This window comes from Microcoleus sp. S13_B4, assembly GCF_036700885.1.
Lineage (GTDB): Bacteria > Cyanobacteriota > Cyanobacteriia > Cyanobacteriales > Microcoleaceae > Microcoleus.
In genome coordinates, this window is the sequence record NZ_JAUBPU010000053.1 from 25,293 (window position 1) to 42,052 (window position 16,760).

The window sequence follows — 16,760 nt, forward strand, 5'->3', positions numbered from 1 at the left end:
AACCTGTGCCTACAGAATAATGAGGGCATTAATGAGGCTCAGAAAGTGTCAAGATAAATGCCAAATTTGACTCGGCTTTCAAAGCGTGGAGAGCGCGGGCGGGCAGAAAAACAAACACCCCCGGTTCCAAGACAATATCTTTGCCTTCCAGTGTCAAAATTCCCTTTCCTTCGATTACATTAACTGTAGCATTGCGCGGCGAAAAGTGTTCTGCAACTTCGCTACCCGCAGCCAGACAAAGTAAATTGTACTGACAATTATTGTCTTTGATTAAAACTTTGCTCGACACTCCGGCGGCGGGATATTCAATTGTGTCTCGGAGTTGGATAGCTGAGGATTGTAGCGGTAAAAGAGTAGTAGTCATAGTTTTTGACAATTAATTAATTTGGTCACAAGGCCCCGGATTTATCAGAGGCTTCACTTTCTTCAATCGAAAATCGATTGACTTTGTTAAGATGGTTTTTTTGCAGAGATAACGATGTAGCCTAGATCCTGTTGGTAATGCTGGAAAACTCGACGCATTGCTAAAATACGATCGCGAATTTGCGATCGACTTAAAATATTCCACACAATCCGCACAGTACCCACAAATCCTTCATCTTGCAGCATTCGCGACAAGTTGAGGAGCCCCATCGCCCCGCTTTGACACTTTTCTACTTGCAAACCCGCATTTAGGCAAACAGCAATCCAGCCAGACTCAGACAAAGGCGTTGAATTGACGCGAATCACTTCTGATAAAGCTTTGTGAATTTCTGACTCTCGGTTTCGGGCTAAAAGTTCGTGAGAGAGAAACTTACCATTGGGTTTTAGCCGATCGCAAATTCCCGATACAATTTTAGCTTTCCCTGACGGCGACTGCATTGTCAGGATAGCTTCAGCCAACACCCAATCAAACTGTTGGGAAATCCGATCCAAGTGAAAAATATCTCCTTCCACAATTTCTACTCGATCGCTCAAACCCGCTGCTGCAACATTAGCACGAGCGCGGGCCACACTCTCGGGATTCTTCTCCACTCCCACTACTTTTACGCCAAAACGTTCAGCAAGGGCGATCGAACTATATCCAAAACTAGCAGCCAACTCCAAAACAGTCTCGCCCGGTTGAAAATCCGCCCATTCAAATAACTGTTCCGTAGCAAATTTACCCCCCGGCCTCAGCATTTTCTTGCCAGCCGCCGCCAGAACTTCATGTCCGGGTGCAGTTTTAAAATTGAGAGCAGTATTGGTCATTAAATTGACCTCCTATTTAACCTTACTCTCAGTTTGCCAAATTCTCCCAAATCTTTCTATGATCTAGCTCATATTCAAATTATCGTATGGTATGTCAGCCTCCTCAATTTTTACAGTTTTAGATTTTAAATTTACTCTACAAATTTTATATCTTAGATTTTAGATTTTAGATTTACTCCACAGATGAATCTGGGAGGTTGAATAAGAGTCTAAAATTTGGGCTACTCACGAAAAGAGTCGGGGGCTTGTATCCGTAGGCAGGTGCGTTCAAAAACAATCAAAATCCCAGCCAGCAAGTTTTCGAGGCTCTCTCGGAACTCTAAAGCAATTCTCGCGCCACTAATACCCAGCAGTTGAATCAAATCCCCGGCCTGGAATGACGGGATAGCGATGAATAACGCGATCGGCAATAATTGATTTATAATCAAGATATCTACTCCACCCCAATCATACCGAATCATGCTCGCAGAAGCAAACGCGACACTTTGGCCTAGTCTAATTACTGTTTCAGCATTAATTCTCTACTTCGTTGTTACTATCAACGTCGGCAGAGCTAGATTCAAATACAAAGTTTCTCCCCCGCAGATGACAGGAAACCCAGACTTTGAGCGAGTGGTGCGAGTTCAGCAAAATACCTTAGAGCAAATGATTCTATTTTTGCCCTCGCTGTGGCTGTTCTCGCAATTTATCAGCCCAATTTGGGGCGCTGGTATCGGCGCAATTTGGATAGTTGGACGCATTTTGTTTGCTTGGGGTTACTATCAAGCTGCCGAAAAAAGAGCGGCAGGATTTGGCATTAGTACCTTAGCTACTTTAGCTTTGCTTGGTGGTTCATTAACAGGCATAATTATTTCGCTGCTGAAGATTTGATCGTAGCTTCTGATCGACATAATTGTTTTTCTACTCGTTTCCAGGCTCTGCCTGGGGACCAGTTAAATGTAATAAATGTTAGGAGTCAATATGTCAGAAACCAACACACCCGTATTTGAAATTAAGCCGAAACTTTTTCAGCAGCTTGTCGAGTGGCAAGAAAAACTTGAACGAGAAGATGAATTAGCAAGCGAGTCAGAAAACGAAAAACGAACTGAGGTAAAAACTCCTCCCGACAGTGATGAACAGCATCCTCAAACAGATAATTTATAGCTGGTGGCTAGCAGCATCTTTGGGATTTCCGGCTGCTGTCTCGGCTCAATCGCTGACACCTAGCCAAATTCAGCAAGTCAATAGCGGTTTGTTTCGTTCTAACTCTCAAGATTTCTTTCAGCAAGGCTATCGCCAACTGGAAAGAGAAATCGCAACTTTGTTGCAAAAAAATGTCGCTTCCGAAGACCGGATTCTGGAGATTGATGAAAAATTGCGCTCTCAGCTTTGTAGGCAAGAATTTAAAATATCCTCGTCGCATTCTGATACAATAAGTGCTGCTCAGATTGCTGATTTGCAGACCAAATTAAAAGGCATTTGCAGATATAATTAAAATGAAAATGAGGTCACTATTCAAAGTTTAGTGCTAATGGATAAAGAGGACATGGCAAAGTTAAAAACAGCCATGCTGGAAGCGGCAACCGCTGCTCATTTGGCTGCAATCATTCTTGATTATACTCATCAGGAAATAATGATAGTTTTTCAGGAGCTAGAAGCGGAACAACAGAATAGAATTAAGACTGTTTGGAAGACTGTTAGTTAAAGTAGATTGGTGGAAATCCGAGGTTTTAATTTTTAACCGCAGATGTAAGCCGATAGACGCGGATGAACGCAGATTGAATTTTGTTAGTGTTCGCTGTGTATAACAATCTTAATTTGTACACAGCGAACAATGAAATATCTAAACTAGCGATTCGAGGCATAATTGGCGGAAATGATCGCCCCGTTGCTCGAAGTTTTGGTATTGATCGAAGCTAGCACAGGCTGGAGAAAGCAGCACTACTTTAGCGTTTTTCTGTTTGCCTAATTCTGCCGATCGCGGGATTGCTCGTTCCATTGTTTCGACTATTTCCCAAGCGTTGTAATTTGCTTGTTTGAGCCGATCGGCAAAAAGACTCGCTGCATCTCCAATTAACAGCACCGCAGCAGCTTTCGCCTTGATTGTATCAATCCAAGCGCGATCGTCACCTTCTTTGGCGTCACCACCCGCAATTAAAATCGCTGGTGCGCTTACAGAAGCCAACCCGACTTGGGCGGCGTCATAATTAGTAGCTTTGCTGTCGTTGATGAAATCTATTCCTTCCCAAGTGCAGATGTGTTCGAGGCGGTGCGAAACTCCGGGGAATTTAGCGATCGCCCGGGCGATGGCACTTTTATCTATCCCCGCCAAATTAGCCGCAGCCACCGCCATTAACAAATTCTGCAAATTGTGTTCTCCCACCATCCGCAAAGAATCAGCAGGCAAAATTTTCTCGCTTTGAGCTATTACCCAACCGTTTTCGATATAAGCTCCAAAAGTGCGATCGCCCAACAAATCTTTTTCACCTTTGACACTTGTCCAACACGCATCCGGCCAAACGTCAACTCCTTGCTGCCGCAAACAAGGATCGTCGCCGTTGATTACTTGCAATTCAGACTTTTTCAGCAAATGCGCTTTAATGTTGTAGTAATTTTCCAAAGTTTTGTGGCGGCTGAGGTGATCCGGCGTCAAAGTCGTCAAAACTCCGATTCGCGGCGCTACAAAGGGCGAGGATTCTATCTGATAGCTGCTAATTTCTGCGATTACCCAATCCGGCTGTTTTTCGGCTAAAGCTAATTCACACGCAGCATAGCCAATATTGCCGCAAGCGGGAGCGTAAAGCCCGGCTTCGGCAAAAATAGCAGCAATTAAAGCAGTAGTAGTAGTTTTGCCGTTAGTGCCGGTAATTCCCACCCAAGGAGATTTGAGGTAACGCCACGCCAGAGCCATTTCTCCGATTGTTTCAATGCCTAACTCTCTGGCGCGCACTAATGCTGGACTGTCCCAGGGAACGCCCGGACTTACTACTATTAATTCTATAGATTCGACTGGTTCAAAAGATTTACCTAACTCAACTTTAATTCCTTCGTTAGCGAATTCCTGTTGCTGTTCGAGCAAGTTTGGGGAAGATGAGCGATCGCTCAGCGTTACTTCCCATCCTTCGCGTTTGAGCAGTCGGGCGGCGGCAATTCCTGATTTTCCTAGTCCAATGATATGAGCGATCGGCATAAGTTGTGTGTGTGATGGAGCGAACTTCCCTGCTTTTATAAGTTTATATCTTAACCTTGAATTGGTTGTTGACTATTGGCCATTTAGCTTATTTTTTAAGAGAGCGATCGAACTCTGCTGAGACTCGCGCGGTTTCGCAAAAATTACAATAGATTTACTCGTTTTATTGGTAAGCTTTAATGTTATTTTGAGCTAGAGTTTTAAGAAGTACGTTTCTCAAGTTGTTTTGCCTGCGGACCCGCTCGTTTTCCACAAGCCCGCCAGGGGTTGAAAACCCCTGTCTAAAAGCTAAAGTCAGTTAAAACTGACTGAAAATTCTGGTATATATGCGTTTCAGTCCTCATAGCGAGGACTTTCGCTTTAAGACGGGAGTTGAAACGAACGGCGGACTCAAACGGAGATTTTAAACCTGGCGGACTAACTTTTCACGATCGCCCCAAAGTCAGCCAACACCCGCGCGTGATTCCGCAGCAAACCCAGTAAATTCAACCGATTTTGCTTAATTTCCGGGTCGGCATCCATCACCAAAACGCTTTCTGGCCCGTCGAAAAAGTTGCTGACAGTCGGAGCAATTTCCGTCAAACTATCTACCAACTGCTGGTAATTCCGAGTTTGTTTGGATAGCAGAGTTTGCGGCACTAACTGGACGACTGCATCGTAAAAAGCTTGTTCTGACGACTTTTGAAATAACTCCGGTTTCACCGCCGTTTTCGGTTCCAATTCTCTTTTATCCAAATCACCTTGAGCCGCCAAACGAGTTGAACGGTTGACTGTTTCGTAAATTAGATCCAAAGTCTGGTTATTGCGGATTTGTTGTAGGAAAAGCGCTCTTTCCAGTGCGTCTAACAAATCTCTCAATGCTCGTTCAGTATATTCTGGGTCGTTTTCTCCCAAAACTGCATTCACCAAATCGTAATCTACGTTTTTTTCTTCTTGCAACAAAGTCCGAATTCTTTGCAGGAAAAACTCGTATAACTGCGATAGCAACTCCGCAGGTGTTTCTGGGCGGGCTGCGGTAAATTCGGCAACCACTTCTGCGAGTAAGTTGTGCAAATTGACTGGCAACTGAGCCGCCCAAATAATATTAGTGATTGCATTGGCTGCGCGACGCAAAGCGAACGGATCGGATGAACCAGTCGGCAACATTCCCAAACCGAAGATGCTGACTAATGTATCTAATTTGTCGGCTATTCCGACAACTTGACCTGTGAGAGTTTGCGGCAAATTGTCGCCTGCGCCTCTGGGCAAATAATGTTCAAAAATTGCTGTGGCTACTTGTTCTGATTCGCCACTTGCTAAGGCGTATTTCTGCCCCATGATTCCTTGCATTTCGGGCAGTTCGTAAACCATTTGGGTTACGAGGTCGGCTTTGCAAAGTAAGGCGGCTCTTGCTACATCAGCTTGCTCTTCCTCTGTGATTTGCAGTTGATTGGCAATTAAACTGGCAATCTTGCACAGCCGATCGACTTTTGCGCGTACAGTCCCCAAATCTTCCTGGAAAGTAACTGTTGCCAACTTGGGCAAATAATCCTCTAGAGGCTTTACCAAGTCTGCTTTGTAGAAAAACTGACCGTCTGCCAACCTCGCCCGCACTACTCGCTCGTTACCTGCTGCAATAATCGCGGCTTTAGCCGGGTCGCCGTTGGAAATTGTAATGAAATAGGGCAGAAGTTCGGGATAATCTGGGCTTTTGAGGATGGGAAAATACCGCTGGTTTGTGACAATAATTGTGGTGATTACTTCCGGCGGCAATATCAAAAATTCGTCGTCAAATTTCCCGACAACTGCGTTCGGCCATTCTACTAAGTCTGTGACTTCTTCTAACAAGTCTTCCGTAATGTCGGCGTAACCGCTTTGTTTTGTTGCTGCGGCTTCTACTTGTGCTTTAATTTGATTTTTGCGATGCGATCGATCGACCTCCACGCAAGCAGCCCGCAGACACTCGACATAATCCTCGGCTTGCGGAATCGAAACCCCTCCCAGGGGTGTAGGGGGGGTGTATAACACCCGGTGTCCTTGGGAAATTCGATCGCTCTTGACCGTATCCGAACCGCTCACCAATGTAATTGGCAGTACAGTATCATCTAACAGCGCCACCATCGATCGAATCGGGCGCGGAAACTTCAAATCTCCGTCTGCCCACCGCATAAATCTTTTGCCTTCTAACTTGTTAATCCACTGCGGCACAAGTTCGGCCAAAATATCCGCTGTCATCCGCCCCGGAATCTTTTTGAGTACAAAAACAAAATCGCCTTTATCCGTAGCGCGAACTTCCAAAGCATCAATTTCTACGCCCTGCTTTTTCGCAAAACCTTCCGCTGCTTTCGTCGGTTTGCCATCTTTAAAAGCCGAACTCGCGGGTGGCCCTTTTACCTCTTCTTCTCTATCTAATTGCTGAACTGGCAGTCCTTTCACGAGAACGGCCAAACGCCTCGGAGTAGCGTACACATTAATAGAGTCATTTGTCAAGGATTCTTCTGCCAGAGTGGCAGGTACAAGTCGCTGCCACTGCTGGGCGCTGCCTGAGACAAAAGATGCGGGCAATTCTTCTGTACCGAGTTCTAATAAAAAGTTAGGCATATCGCACCGTAATGGAATTTTGTTTAGGGTAATTTAAGGTAATTTATCCGATCGCGTGATCGTATATCTGAAAAATACTCAAAAATCCAGGATACCACGTAAAATCGGGGGTGAAAGACAATATTCTCGACAGCCCATGACCTTGGCGGAAAGACTAGGACAAGATTGGAAGTCTCGACTCGAACAAGATTGCCCGCAGGAGAGTTCTAGCACTCGCGAGAGTGTTGTCCGCTGGCTGTTGGGAGACAAGCCCGAAAGATTTGACACTCTTAGCCCAACTCAATTGTCTGTCGCCTCTGGGGCGATCGACTTTTTATATCGAATTTTGATTTCTCGGTATTTGGGAGTACCCCCAGAAAAAGCTTACCGCAACTTGATCGGGCGGCTCGGCGGTTTGGTTGTGCTCCGGCAAAAAATCCAAGCCTGGGTTTCCCTGAGTCGCGACAGACAGCGGAGTGCGGTGGAGGTACTGCAAGAAGTGATTCAGGAAATGCTCAATTCCGATCGCTACCTGCAGCAGCAAGTCGCTTGGATTGCCGAATGCACCTCAGACAGACGCCTGCGAAATGCTTTGCTGCTAGCGAGCACAGAAGAATACTGCTTGCGGCCGATCCGCAACCAGCCGCTGCTGGTGTACCGTTTTGTCAACTACCTGCGGCGTGCCCAGCGGGGCGGGTTGACGCAAGTGCCTGCGGGAGACTGGGTGCGGCTGGTGTCGGAACAGGTTCTACCGGACGATACGGACGAACCGCTCAGCCTGCTAGACGAACAGGCAATGTCCGAGTATCGAGAAAATCAAGCTTGGGAAGAGCAGCAAACTCAGCGGCAGATTGTCCAACAAGAATTTGAGAATTACTTGGCCGCTGAAGTCGATCCGCTGGCTTCCCGGTGGCTGCAGCTTTACCTCCAAGGTCGTTCCCAAGAGGCAATTGCCGAGGATTTGAAGGTTCCGATCAAGCAAATTTACCGCTTGCGAGAAAAAGTCAGTTACCACGCGATTCGGGTTTTTGCGGTCAAACAAGCACCGGAATTAGTCGCCAACTGGCTGGAAACTTCGCTCAAAGAACACAGTTTGGGCTTGACTCCGGCTCAGTGGCAGCAATATTTACAAAACCTCACGCCGGTGCAGCGGCAGTTGGTAGAATCGTTGAAAGCAGGGAAAAGTGTAGAGACGATCGCATCTGAATTAAAGTTGAAAACCAATCAAGTCATCGGCGAGTGGAGCAAACTCTATTTAGCAGCTCAATCTCTCCGCAACGAGTAGATTGGTAATGGGTGGCGGGCAATTGCTAATTGTTAATTGGCGGTAGCATTTTTTAGAATCCGCGCTACAAATCAATTCCCTCACAGCCACAGATTACTGCGAGTTTCCCCGTGGAAAACCGCGCGATGCCCCTTGTATCAAATCAGGTTAGATTTCGGGATGTTGTAGCGCTGCCGTGACGATCGCGCTTTGAGACGATCACAGTCAACTCTCTGGGCTAAGATACTAGCAGCACGATCGACTTTTCAGGATTTTTTAACCAATCCTAAATTCAGCGGTTGCCCATAAATCATCCGTTGTGGTGCATCTCTAATACTTGTGCATTAAAGACATAATTCTATTGTTGCCAGCCACGGGCATCAATCTCGCGCGATCGATGATAGTGGGTCTAGACTGCGCTAGTCATCATCTAGTTCTCAATCTTTTGGTAGAATTTAAGGCTGCAATACACAAGGGAGAAAATTCTGGGACTAAGGATTTTTCTTTAATAAAAGCTTCCGGTTGTTAGGCCAATTCCTCCGTCAGGGAAGTTGCAGCGTTTAATTTTATCGCATCAGGTTGGTGCGTCGCGCTCGATCGCGCTTCCAACTACAAAGCAGCTAATGGTACATACATCTTCAACACACTCGGCAGCTACAATGGACTCCGATCGAATATTTCACCTAATCGACACAGTTGTCCCCTTTGAAGCTTGCCTTTACTATCAAGTTTTGCCTTTATCTCTAGAAGGTAATCTGTTTAAATTGGGCGTAGTCGATGCCCAAGATGACTCCGCCTTGGACTACGTGCAGCGGATTTTAGCTTACATGAATTGCTCAGTCACAACAGAGCAAATTGCCTCGGAAACTCAGCGCTCGATGCTCTCAGCTTACTTGCTGCACGGGAGCCAGCTCCGAGAACCTAGCCAGACAACCCCCGAAGCAGCCCCAACACCCAAAAATCCCGCATCAGCAACTCCAGGCCCCAATGCAGAAACGCTGCTGTCTCTGCCAGAACCCTCGATGCCCGATCCTGAGCCGTTTAAACCGGCTGGCGCTGAGGTTCCCCCGACACCGACACAGCTATCGGTTTTGAATGTCGAGGCCTTGCACTTGTCAAGCCAAGTGGAAGTTTTGGCAACTTTGCCCGCGCCCCAACTGCTGCAAGAATTGCTCGGTAGAGTGCTGCGAGAGGGTATCGGTCGCCTGTTTTTTGAGCGTCACCAGTCCCAAGGTCGCATTCTTTGGAGTCAAGACGGCGTTTTGAAATCGATGCTCGAAGGTATCGATATCGTCCTTTTCCAAGAGGTGATCGACGAGTTGAAGCGGCTGACAGATATGCCTGTTTGCCCGGTGGAACAGCCCAAACAAGTCGAAGTTGAGCGCATATATCAAAACACTCATTTGCTGTTGCGCTTGCGGGTAATGACGGTGGGTGGCAAGGAAGAAGCCACCCTGCAAGTTTTGCGGGGGGCAGCTTTAAGGTTTTACCAGCAGCAGCAGTTGTCTACTTTGAGTCGGGACGCACTGCGGCTGGCCGAAGAATTGCAGCGGAAAGTGAATCAAATTCGCGATCGAACTCGGCTTTCTCCTGGGCATTTAGAGGGGTTGCCCGCTTTGGAACAGGTGATTAGAAATGTTGACGACCAAATTGAAGCTTTGCTGCACGGACACAATCCCGATCAGCCTTAATCAGCCATAGATGACTGTTTTGAATTTTTTTTAACTCACATCAAGTCCGGTCAAATAATAATAATTACGTTTGTAGTGAGGACTAAAGTCCAAGCGAGTTTTATGATAACTCAAGTCTTCACTACAAACCAATTTGATGGCAGTTCTGCGAGGTGACAGAATATTATACCAGTTCCAAAAAAGAATGCAATTGTATCCCCGTTTTCTAAACCCTGGTAGTCATCAGTCATTCCCAATCTAAAATCTAAAATCTAAAATAGTATTAGCCGTGCTCAAAAACATCCTTGTACTGCAATAAATCCAAACTCACAAAAACGGGCAAACACTGAAAACATTGCTGTGCAATTTCCCAGCGTTCTTCTCGCTGCAACATAGCAGTCAACTTTTGTTTAGCGCTCAGCAAATAGCGGACATCGTTAGCAGCGTAGCTGAGTTGGTCGTCTGAAAGATGCTGGGAATTTCCCCAGTCAGAACTTTGAGAAGTTTTGTTGAGTTCTACGTTTTCCAATTCTTGGATTAAATCTTTAAGTCCGTGTTTGTTGGTGTAAGTTCTCGCAAGTTTGCTCGCTATTTTTGTGCAGAAAACAGGTGCAATGTCAATACTTAAATTGTAACGCATGGTTGCCAGATCGAAGCGCGCAAAGTGAAATACCTTCTCAATATTTTCGGCTTCCATTAACTTCTTTAAATTCGGTGCTGCTGTCTGGCCTTTGGCAATCCGCACCACTGCAACTTTACCTTGCGGATCGCACAACTGAACCAAACACAAGCGATCGCGCCACGGCATCAAACCCATTGTTTCCGTATCAACAGCGATCGCCGCAGCAGTCAAATAATAAGATAAGAGAGAATCGGGAATATCACCATCGCACACTTGAAAATCTGCAAATTCCATTATTAGTAATTTTTGACTGTTGACTGTTGACTGTTAACTGTTGACTGTTGACTGTTGACTGCCCTCTTCTCTCTTCCTGACATCCGTTACATCCGTTACAGAATCCGTTGCCGAACTTCTTTCTTCCTTCAAATTACCTGCTGCGAACAAAAAGCTGAGTAAAATAATACTCCCCTTTGGCATTTTTTGCAACCCCAATACCGGTCACATTAAACTGACCTTCCATATTTTTGCGGTGGCCCTCACTTTTAATCCAACCCTCAACAGCATTGCGTACCGGGTCGCTGTAGCCAAAATTATAAGCAACATTTTCAGCTACACTTTGATAAGGAATAGTAATTGCTTTCGCCCGCCCTTCAAATCCATCGTGGCTGAAACGTACTTTACCGTTAGCCATATTTTCGCTGTGAATTCTTGCTATCTGACTGATTCGCGGATCGATACTCAGCGGCGGCAACTTTTTAGATGCTCGGTATTGATTTATCTGTTGGTTAACCGCTTTTTCTAAGTCAGTAATAGCACTGGAAGCAACATTAGCATTCATGGATATTGGTGGCAGCGATCGCGCAGAAATGAATTGGGAACAATTTGGCAGGATTGTCAACAATCCCAAGCACATAAAAACCAAAGCTTTGGACATGAAATCAAACGAGAAATAAAGTTAATTGTTACCGATTCCTACAGGGCGATCGCCCCACATTCCGCTAACCTAGATATTCAGAACCTTCGCTACAGTGTTCACGTCTTTATCGCCGCGTCCGGAACAGTTAAGAACAATGCGCGGATTGCCTGTTAGCTGCGCGCACAGAGTCTCCAAATAGGCGATCGCATGAGAAGTTTCCAAAGCCGGAATAATCCCCTCCAACTGCGACAGCCGCTGAAATGCTTCCAGCGCTTCTGCATCCGTTACGCTATAATATTCAGCTCTGCCGGCATCTTTCAAATAACTGTGTTCCGGCCCCACACCCGGATAATCCAAACCCGCACTAATCGAATGTGGCTCGATTACTTGACCTTCATTATCTTGCAGCAAATAACTCATCGCCCCGTGCAGAACTCCCACACTTCCCTTAGTCAAAGTAGCAGCGTGTTTATCAGTTTCCACGCCTTCCCCCGCCGCTTCAATACCGATCAACCTGACAGTTTCTTCCCCGACAAACTCGTGGAAAAGACCCATTGCATTAGAACCGCCGCCGACGCAAGCTAGTAAAATATCCGGCAAACCCCCCCACTTTTCCTGACACTGAGCGCGGGTTTCTTGACCGATTATCGCATGGAAATCGCGTACCATCATCGGGTAAGGATGCGGACCCGCTACGGAACCGAGAATGTAATGAGTTGTTTCGACATTTGTCACCCAGTCGCGAATCGCTTCGGAAGTCGCATCTTTCAGCGTTCCCGTACCCGCCGCCACCGGCCGCACTTCGGCTCCCATCAGCCGCATTCTAAACACATTTAAAGCCTGTCTTTCCATGTCATGAACGCCCATGTAGACAACGCATTCTATCCCGAAACGAGCGCAAACTGTAGCAGTAGCAACGCCATGTTGACCCGCACCAGTTTCAGCAATTACCCGCTTTTTGCCCATGCGTTTTGCTAACAATGCTTGAGCTAAAGCGTTGTTAATTTTGTGAGCTCCGGTGTGGTTTAAATCTTCGCGTTTGAGGTAAATTTGCGGGCCAGTTCCGTCTGCTTTAGCATAATGCTCGGTGAGGCGTTCGGCAAAATACAAAGGGCTGGGGCGGCCGACATAATCTTTGAGTAATTGTTGGAGTTGCTGTTGAAATTCCGGTTCGCTGCTGTATTTGTGGAAAGCGGCTTCTAGCTCGAATAAAGCCGGCATCAGGGTTTCGGGGACGTATTTACCGCCGAATTTGCCGAATCTGCCGAGGGAGTCGGGGCGCTGGGCGTTGGTTTCGGTGGTGAGAGGCAGGGGAGTGACAGTCATTTGATTTTAGATTTTAGATTTTAGATTTTTTAGATTCGCGGGTAAGCTATAGGCTTGGTGTCGATCGTACCAAATTGGTTGTGGACTTGAGGCGATCGAACAAATTTCATTATAATTCCTTGAACGCTTGACGGGCTAATACAATAAGTAGAAGATAGAGCGCATTCCGAGCGATCGCAACCATACGCCAATCCGCTCAAACTAGAAATACCACTAAAAAAGTTCAAGCATCTTAACCTATGGCCGCATCCAAACGCAAAGATTCTGACAGCAAAACAACCGAGGGCAAACGAATAGTTTACTCCGAATTTGGCAACGTTGACAACTCGGCAGCCCTCCAACGGGGAGTTGCCGAAGTTCCCCCCAATCAACAAAACCTCAAAATCGAAGCATCCCGAAAAGGACGCGGGGGCAAAACAGTTACAGTCATCAGCGGTTTTCAGGAAAAACCAGAAACATTAGCAACTTTAGCCAAGCAGCTAAAAGCCCAATGCGGTACTGGCGGCACAGTCAAAGATAATGAAATCGAAATTCAAGGCGAACACAAGCAAAAGCTGCTAGAAATTATCACAAAGTTAGGCTACAAAGCTAAAATTAGTGGAGGGTGAATTACTCAATAGTCCTTAGTGTATGGGCGGGACGGGTTTATGATATACTTAGTTTTAAACATAGATGGTTGGTAAAACCCGCCCCTACATCGCGCCAATTATACGATCGCGAATCAACCAGAAATGATATTACCAGTTACCGCCAATTTTTAATGTACACTCGACCTTTAGCTCGTTTAATCGAACAATTGCAGCGCTTGCCCGGAGTCGGTCCAAAAACAGCCCAGCGCCTCGCTTTACATATTTTGAAGCGACCGGAAGAAGAAGTGCAAGCCCTAGCTAAATCTTTGATTGATGCCAAACAGCAAGTAGGTTTCTGTCAAGTATGCTTTCACTTATCTGCTGACCCTGTTTGCGAAATTTGCCGCAATACCAACCGCGACACTCATACCATTTGTGTCGTGTCAGAATCCCGCGACGTAATCGCTTTAGAAAAAACGCGGGAATATATGGGTAAATATCACGTTGTTGGTGGCGTTATCTCGCCGATGGATGGAATTGGCCCGGAACAATTGAACATTCAACCATTAGTCCGGCGCGTCAGCCAGCAAAAGATTAAGGAAGTAATTATTGCTATTAGTCCCAGCGTGGAAGGCGAAACTACTACTCTTTATATCGGTCACTTATTAAAACCTTTTACCCTAGTGACGCGCATAGCTTTTGGTTTGCCGATGGGGGGAGATTTGGAATATGCCGATGAGGTTACATTGGCTCGCGCTTTGGAAGGAAGGAGAGAGTTGGATTAGTTGAAAACGGGTGGTGATACCTGATTTAAAAATAAGAGAAACGAACCGCGAAGACGCGAAGGACACGTTCGGCGAAGCCGTTCCCGAAGGGTAGGAAGAGAAGAGAAGAGTAAGGGTTCACAATTGATACGACGAGTGCTATATCCCAAGCTTCTGCGATTGCTTCGCTGAGGCTGGTAATGACAAATTAGTAAGATATGAAACCCGCGTCGGCGGGTTTTGTCTGTGTAGCGACAGGTTTCAACCTGTCGGGTATTTGGTACTTGGTATTTGGTGTTGAGTGTCGTTGTTCCCTGTCGTCACGACCGCGAAAGGGTAAACTGGACAAAGTTACCCAGAGTACAAAATCATGCCTAAATTCGATCGACCTTTAAGCTACCCCACAACCCGCAAAATCGACCAAACAGACGACTACCACGGCGTCAAAGTACCCGATCCCTACAGGTGGCTGGAAAATCCTGACTCAGAGGAAACCCAAGCGTGGGTGGAAGCCCAAAATGCCGTCACCTTCGGCTACCTCAACGAAATTCCGGCGCGGGAAAAAATCAAACAGCGCTTGACTCAACTTTGGGATTACGAGAAATACGGCATACCTTTCAAAGAAGGCGATCGCTATTTCTACTACAAGAATGACGGTCTGCAAAATCAATCCGTACTCTACACACTAACATCCCTCGATGGCGAACCCAAAGTATTAATTGACCCCAACACTCTCTCAGAAGACGGAACCGTTGCTTTGGGCGGCGTAGCTATCAGCGAAGACGGCAAACATATGGCTTACGGTTTATCAACCTCCGGCTCGGATTGGCAAGAATGGAAAGTCCGCGATATCGAAACAGGTGCAGATTTATCCGATCATTTAAAGTGGGTTAAATTCTCAGGCGCATCTTGGACTCACGACGGTAAAGGCTTTTTTTATAGTCGCTACGACGAACCCAACGAAAAAAGCAAGCACGAAGACGTTAACTATTACCAAAAACTGTTTTACCACCAAATCGGCACGCCCCAATCTGAAGATGTATTAATTTACGATCGCCAAGACCAAAAAGAATGGGGATTTAGCGGCGGCGTCACTGAAGATGGCAAATATCTAATTATATCAGTTTGGCAGGGAACTGAAACAAAAAACCTGATTTTCTATAAAGACTTAACTGCCCCTGAATCGCCTGTTGTAGAACTCATTAACGAATTCGAGGCAGAGTACAGCTTCATCGACAATGAAGGCCCTCTCTTCTGGTTTCAAACAGACTTAAATGCACCCTGCGGCCGCGTAATTGCGATCGACACCAACAACCCCCCTCCTTTATCTTTGGGCGTAGGAGAAACCCCTCCATCGCCCCAGGAGAAATTTACAGAAATTATCCCCGAAGCAGCCGAAACCCTCCAAGGTATTGGCATCCTCAACAATCAATTTGTGGCTTCTTACCTGAAAGATGCCTACACCAAAATTAAAATCTTCAACTTAGACGGCTGTTTCGCGCGAGAAATAGCTTTGCCGGGAATCGGTTCGGCGGGAGGATTTGGTGGCAAGCGGCAGGATACCGAAACTTTTTATGCTTACACGAGTTTCACTACACCAAACACTATTTACCGCTACAACCTGGTGACAGGTGAAAGCACAATTTACCGCCAGCCGAATGTAGATTTTCACCCCGACGATTACGAGACAAAGCAAGTATTTTATCCCAGCAAAGACGGCACGCAAGTACCGATGTTCATCACCCACAAAAAAGGCTTGCAGCTTGATGGCAATAATCCCACTTATCTTTACGGCTACGGTGGTTTTGGTATCTCGCTAACTCCAAGTTTTTCAATTAGCAATGTGGTGTGGCTGGATCTGGGGGGAGTTTATGCGATCGCCTGTTTGCGGGGCGGCGGGGAGTACGGCGAAGCATGGCACCAAGCAGGGACAAAGTTGAACAAACAAAATGTGTTTGACGACTTTATAGCGGGCGCTGAATGGCTGATCGAAAACAAGTACACCAAACCGGCTAAATTGGCGATCGCAGGCGGTAGCAACGGCGGTTTATTAGTAGGGGCTTGCATGACTCAGCGGCCGGAATTGTTCGGCGCAGCGCTGCCGGCAGTCGGCGTTATGGATATGCTGCGCTTCCACAAATTTACCATTGGTTGGGCCTGGACTTCGGAATACGGTTCTCCCGATAATGCCGAGGAATTTCCGACAATTTACGGCTATTCTCCTCTGCACAACCTCAAACCGGGAACGGCTTATCCGGCGACAATGATTACAACTGCCGATCACGACGATCGCGTGGTTCCGGCCCACAGTTTCAAGTTTGCTTCTGCCTTGCAAGAAACCCACGCGGGAGAAAAACCCGTGTTAATTCGCATTGAAACTAAAGCGGGACACGGTGCCGGTAAACCCACTGCGAAAATCATTGAAGAATTGGCAGATGAATGGGCTTTTTTAGTGCGCGAACTCGATATTAACTAACGTTTAAAAAGCGCGGAATTGGGGGTTGCCGACTCCGAGAAAGTGCGATCGCGCCACCCTCAATTTTTGCGCCAATCTCGCGTTCAATTCTCAAATCCTGCGATCGATTCACTAGACATCTTGCGAAAGTGCGCTCGTTCTAGGTAAAATAAAAGAAAAAATTAGATTAATAATATGAATTACGAACAATTACAA

16 protein-coding genes are annotated in these 16,760 nt (G+C 46.4%); 9 read left to right on the forward strand and 7 right to left on the reverse strand.

Annotation, left to right across the window (positions count from 1 at the left end; all coding sequences use genetic code 11):
• Positions 1–28 precede the first annotated feature (28 nt).
• Both QT994_RS21670 and QT994_RS21675 read right to left on the reverse strand, forming a co-directional pair.
• Positions 29–364 carry a cupin domain-containing protein gene (locus QT994_RS21670; protein ID WP_333178021.1) on the reverse strand — a complete coding sequence of 112 codons (336 nt, stop codon included), beginning with the start codon at positions 362–364 and terminating at the stop codon, positions 29–31.
• Between the two features lie 86 nt (positions 365–450).
• Positions 451–1,230, reverse strand: coding sequence for a class I SAM-dependent methyltransferase (locus QT994_RS21675; RefSeq protein ID WP_333178024.1), 780 nt, complete (start codon positions 1,228–1,230; stop codon positions 451–453).
• Positions 1,231–1,689: 459 nt separating this feature from the next.
• On the opposite strand from QT994_RS21675, the gene QT994_RS21680 reads away from it, so the two are divergent.
• The 4 genes from QT994_RS21680 (at position 1,690) to QT994_RS21695 (ending at position 2,914) form a co-directional block, all read left to right on the forward strand.
• Entirely contained in the window at positions 1,690–2,100 is a 411-nt protein-coding gene (locus QT994_RS21680) for an MAPEG family protein (protein WP_333178025.1), read from the forward strand.
• A gap of 90 nt (positions 2,101–2,190) precedes the next feature.
• On the forward strand, positions 2,191–2,373 hold the full coding sequence (locus tag QT994_RS21685) for a hypothetical protein (protein ID WP_333178027.1): 183 nt from the start codon (positions 2,191–2,193) through the stop codon (positions 2,371–2,373).
• Positions 2,342–2,704 carry a hypothetical protein gene (locus tag QT994_RS21690; protein ID WP_333178029.1) on the forward strand — a complete coding sequence of 121 codons (363 nt, stop codon included), beginning with the start codon at positions 2,342–2,344 and terminating at the stop codon, positions 2,702–2,704. The genes QT994_RS21685 and QT994_RS21690 overlap by 32 nt, the downstream gene beginning before the upstream one ends.
• 36 nt (positions 2,705–2,740) lie before the next feature.
• The gene (locus QT994_RS21695) at positions 2,741–2,914 is read left to right on the forward strand and encodes a hypothetical protein (RefSeq protein WP_333178031.1); all 174 of its coding nucleotides are present in this window, start codon (positions 2,741–2,743) and stop codon (positions 2,912–2,914) included.
• Between the two features lie 138 nt (positions 2,915–3,052).
• Here the strand turns inward: QT994_RS21695 and murD are convergent, their stop codons facing one another.
• Both murD and glyS read right to left on the reverse strand, forming a co-directional pair.
• Positions 3,053–4,399 carry a UDP-N-acetylmuramoyl-L-alanine--D-glutamate ligase gene (murD, locus tag QT994_RS21700; RefSeq protein WP_333178034.1) on the reverse strand — a complete coding sequence of 449 codons (1,347 nt, stop codon included), beginning with the start codon at positions 4,397–4,399 and terminating at the stop codon, positions 3,053–3,055.
• A 417-nt stretch (positions 4,400–4,816) separates the two neighbouring features.
• Positions 4,817–6,979 carry a glycine--tRNA ligase subunit beta gene (glyS, locus tag QT994_RS21705; RefSeq protein WP_333178037.1) on the reverse strand — a complete coding sequence of 721 codons (2,163 nt, stop codon included), beginning with the start codon at positions 6,977–6,979 and terminating at the stop codon, positions 4,817–4,819.
• A gap of 136 nt (positions 6,980–7,115) precedes the next feature.
• On the opposite strand from glyS, the gene QT994_RS21710 reads away from it, so the two are divergent.
• Both QT994_RS21710 and QT994_RS21715 read left to right on the forward strand, forming a co-directional pair.
• A complete protein-coding gene (locus tag QT994_RS21710) occupies positions 7,116–8,243 on the forward strand; it encodes a HetZ-related protein 2 (protein WP_333178040.1) in 1,128 nt (375 codons plus the stop codon).
• A gap of 602 nt (positions 8,244–8,845) precedes the next feature.
• Positions 8,846–9,913: a hypothetical protein gene (locus tag QT994_RS21715; protein ID WP_333178042.1), complete on the forward strand. Its 1,068-nt coding sequence runs from the start codon at positions 8,846–8,848 to the stop codon at positions 9,911–9,913.
• 262 nt (positions 9,914–10,175) lie between these two features.
• Here QT994_RS21715 and QT994_RS21720 read toward each other — a convergent pair whose 3' ends face one another.
• The 3 genes from QT994_RS21720 to trpB form a co-directional block, all read right to left on the reverse strand.
• Positions 10,176–10,808, reverse strand: coding sequence for a ribonuclease H-like domain-containing protein (locus QT994_RS21720; protein WP_333178044.1), 633 nt, complete (start codon positions 10,806–10,808; stop codon positions 10,176–10,178).
• Positions 10,809–10,941: 133 nt separating this feature from the next.
• Positions 10,942–11,448, reverse strand: coding sequence for a CAP domain-containing protein (locus tag QT994_RS21725; protein ID WP_333178048.1), 507 nt, complete (start codon positions 11,446–11,448; stop codon positions 10,942–10,944).
• A 69-nt stretch (positions 11,449–11,517) separates the two neighbouring features.
• Positions 11,518–12,756, reverse strand: coding sequence for a tryptophan synthase subunit beta (gene trpB, locus QT994_RS21730; RefSeq protein WP_333178051.1), 1,239 nt, complete (start codon positions 12,754–12,756; stop codon positions 11,518–11,520).
• A 239-nt stretch (positions 12,757–12,995) separates the two neighbouring features.
• Here trpB and QT994_RS21735 point away from each other — a divergent pair, with 239 nt between their 5' ends.
• From QT994_RS21735 to QT994_RS21745, 3 genes are all read left to right on the forward strand, one after another.
• The gene (locus QT994_RS21735; RefSeq protein ID WP_190737631.1) at positions 12,996–13,364 is read left to right on the forward strand and encodes a translation initiation factor; all 369 of its coding nucleotides are present in this window, start codon (positions 12,996–12,998) and stop codon (positions 13,362–13,364) included.
• A gap of 152 nt (positions 13,365–13,516) precedes the next feature.
• Positions 13,517–14,110: a recombination mediator RecR gene (gene recR, locus QT994_RS21740; protein WP_333046856.1), complete on the forward strand. Its 594-nt coding sequence runs from the start codon at positions 13,517–13,519 to the stop codon at positions 14,108–14,110.
• A gap of 349 nt (positions 14,111–14,459) precedes the next feature.
• Positions 14,460–16,565: a prolyl oligopeptidase family serine peptidase gene (locus QT994_RS21745; RefSeq protein ID WP_333178054.1), complete on the forward strand. Its 2,106-nt coding sequence runs from the start codon at positions 14,460–14,462 to the stop codon at positions 16,563–16,565.
• Positions 16,566–16,760 lie beyond the last annotated feature (195 nt).

Coding starts and splice junctions, on each gene's coding strand:
- glyS (WP_333178037.1), bottom strand. CDS start 6,979: ATGCCTAACTTTTTATTAGAACTCGGTACAGAAGAATTGCCCGCATCT.
- QT994_RS21680 (WP_333178025.1), top strand. CDS start 1,690: ATGCTCGCAGAAGCAAACGCGACACTTTGGCCTAGTCTAATTACTGTT.
- QT994_RS21690 (WP_333178029.1), top strand. CDS start 2,342: ATGAACAGCATCCTCAAACAGATAATTTATAGCTGGTGGCTAGCAGCA.
- murD (WP_333178034.1), bottom strand. CDS start 4,399: ATGCCGATCGCTCATATCATTGGACTAGGAAAATCAGGAATTGCCGCC.
- QT994_RS21710 (WP_333178040.1), top strand. CDS start 7,116: ATGACCTTGGCGGAAAGACTAGGACAAGATTGGAAGTCTCGACTCGAA.
- QT994_RS21685 (WP_333178027.1), top strand. CDS start 2,191: ATGTCAGAAACCAACACACCCGTATTTGAAATTAAGCCGAAACTTTTT.
- QT994_RS21735 (WP_190737631.1), top strand. CDS start 12,996: ATGGCCGCATCCAAACGCAAAGATTCTGACAGCAAAACAACCGAGGGC.
- QT994_RS21695 (WP_333178031.1), top strand. CDS start 2,741: ATGGATAAAGAGGACATGGCAAAGTTAAAAACAGCCATGCTGGAAGCG.
- QT994_RS21745 (WP_333178054.1), top strand. CDS start 14,460: ATGCCTAAATTCGATCGACCTTTAAGCTACCCCACAACCCGCAAAATC.
- QT994_RS21675 (WP_333178024.1), bottom strand. CDS start 1,230: ATGACCAATACTGCTCTCAATTTTAAAACTGCACCCGGACATGAAGTT.
- recR (WP_333046856.1), top strand. CDS start 13,517: ATGTACACTCGACCTTTAGCTCGTTTAATCGAACAATTGCAGCGCTTG.
- trpB (WP_333178051.1), bottom strand. CDS start 12,756: ATGACTGTCACTCCCCTGCCTCTCACCACCGAAACCAACGCCCAGCGC.
- QT994_RS21670 (WP_333178021.1), bottom strand. CDS start 364: ATGACTACTACTCTTTTACCGCTACAATCCTCAGCTATCCAACTCCGA.
- QT994_RS21725 (WP_333178048.1), bottom strand. CDS start 11,448: ATGTCCAAAGCTTTGGTTTTTATGTGCTTGGGATTGTTGACAATCCTG.
- QT994_RS21720 (WP_333178044.1), bottom strand. CDS start 10,808: ATGGAATTTGCAGATTTTCAAGTGTGCGATGGTGATATTCCCGATTCT.
- QT994_RS21715 (WP_333178042.1), top strand. CDS start 8,846: ATGGTACATACATCTTCAACACACTCGGCAGCTACAATGGACTCCGAT.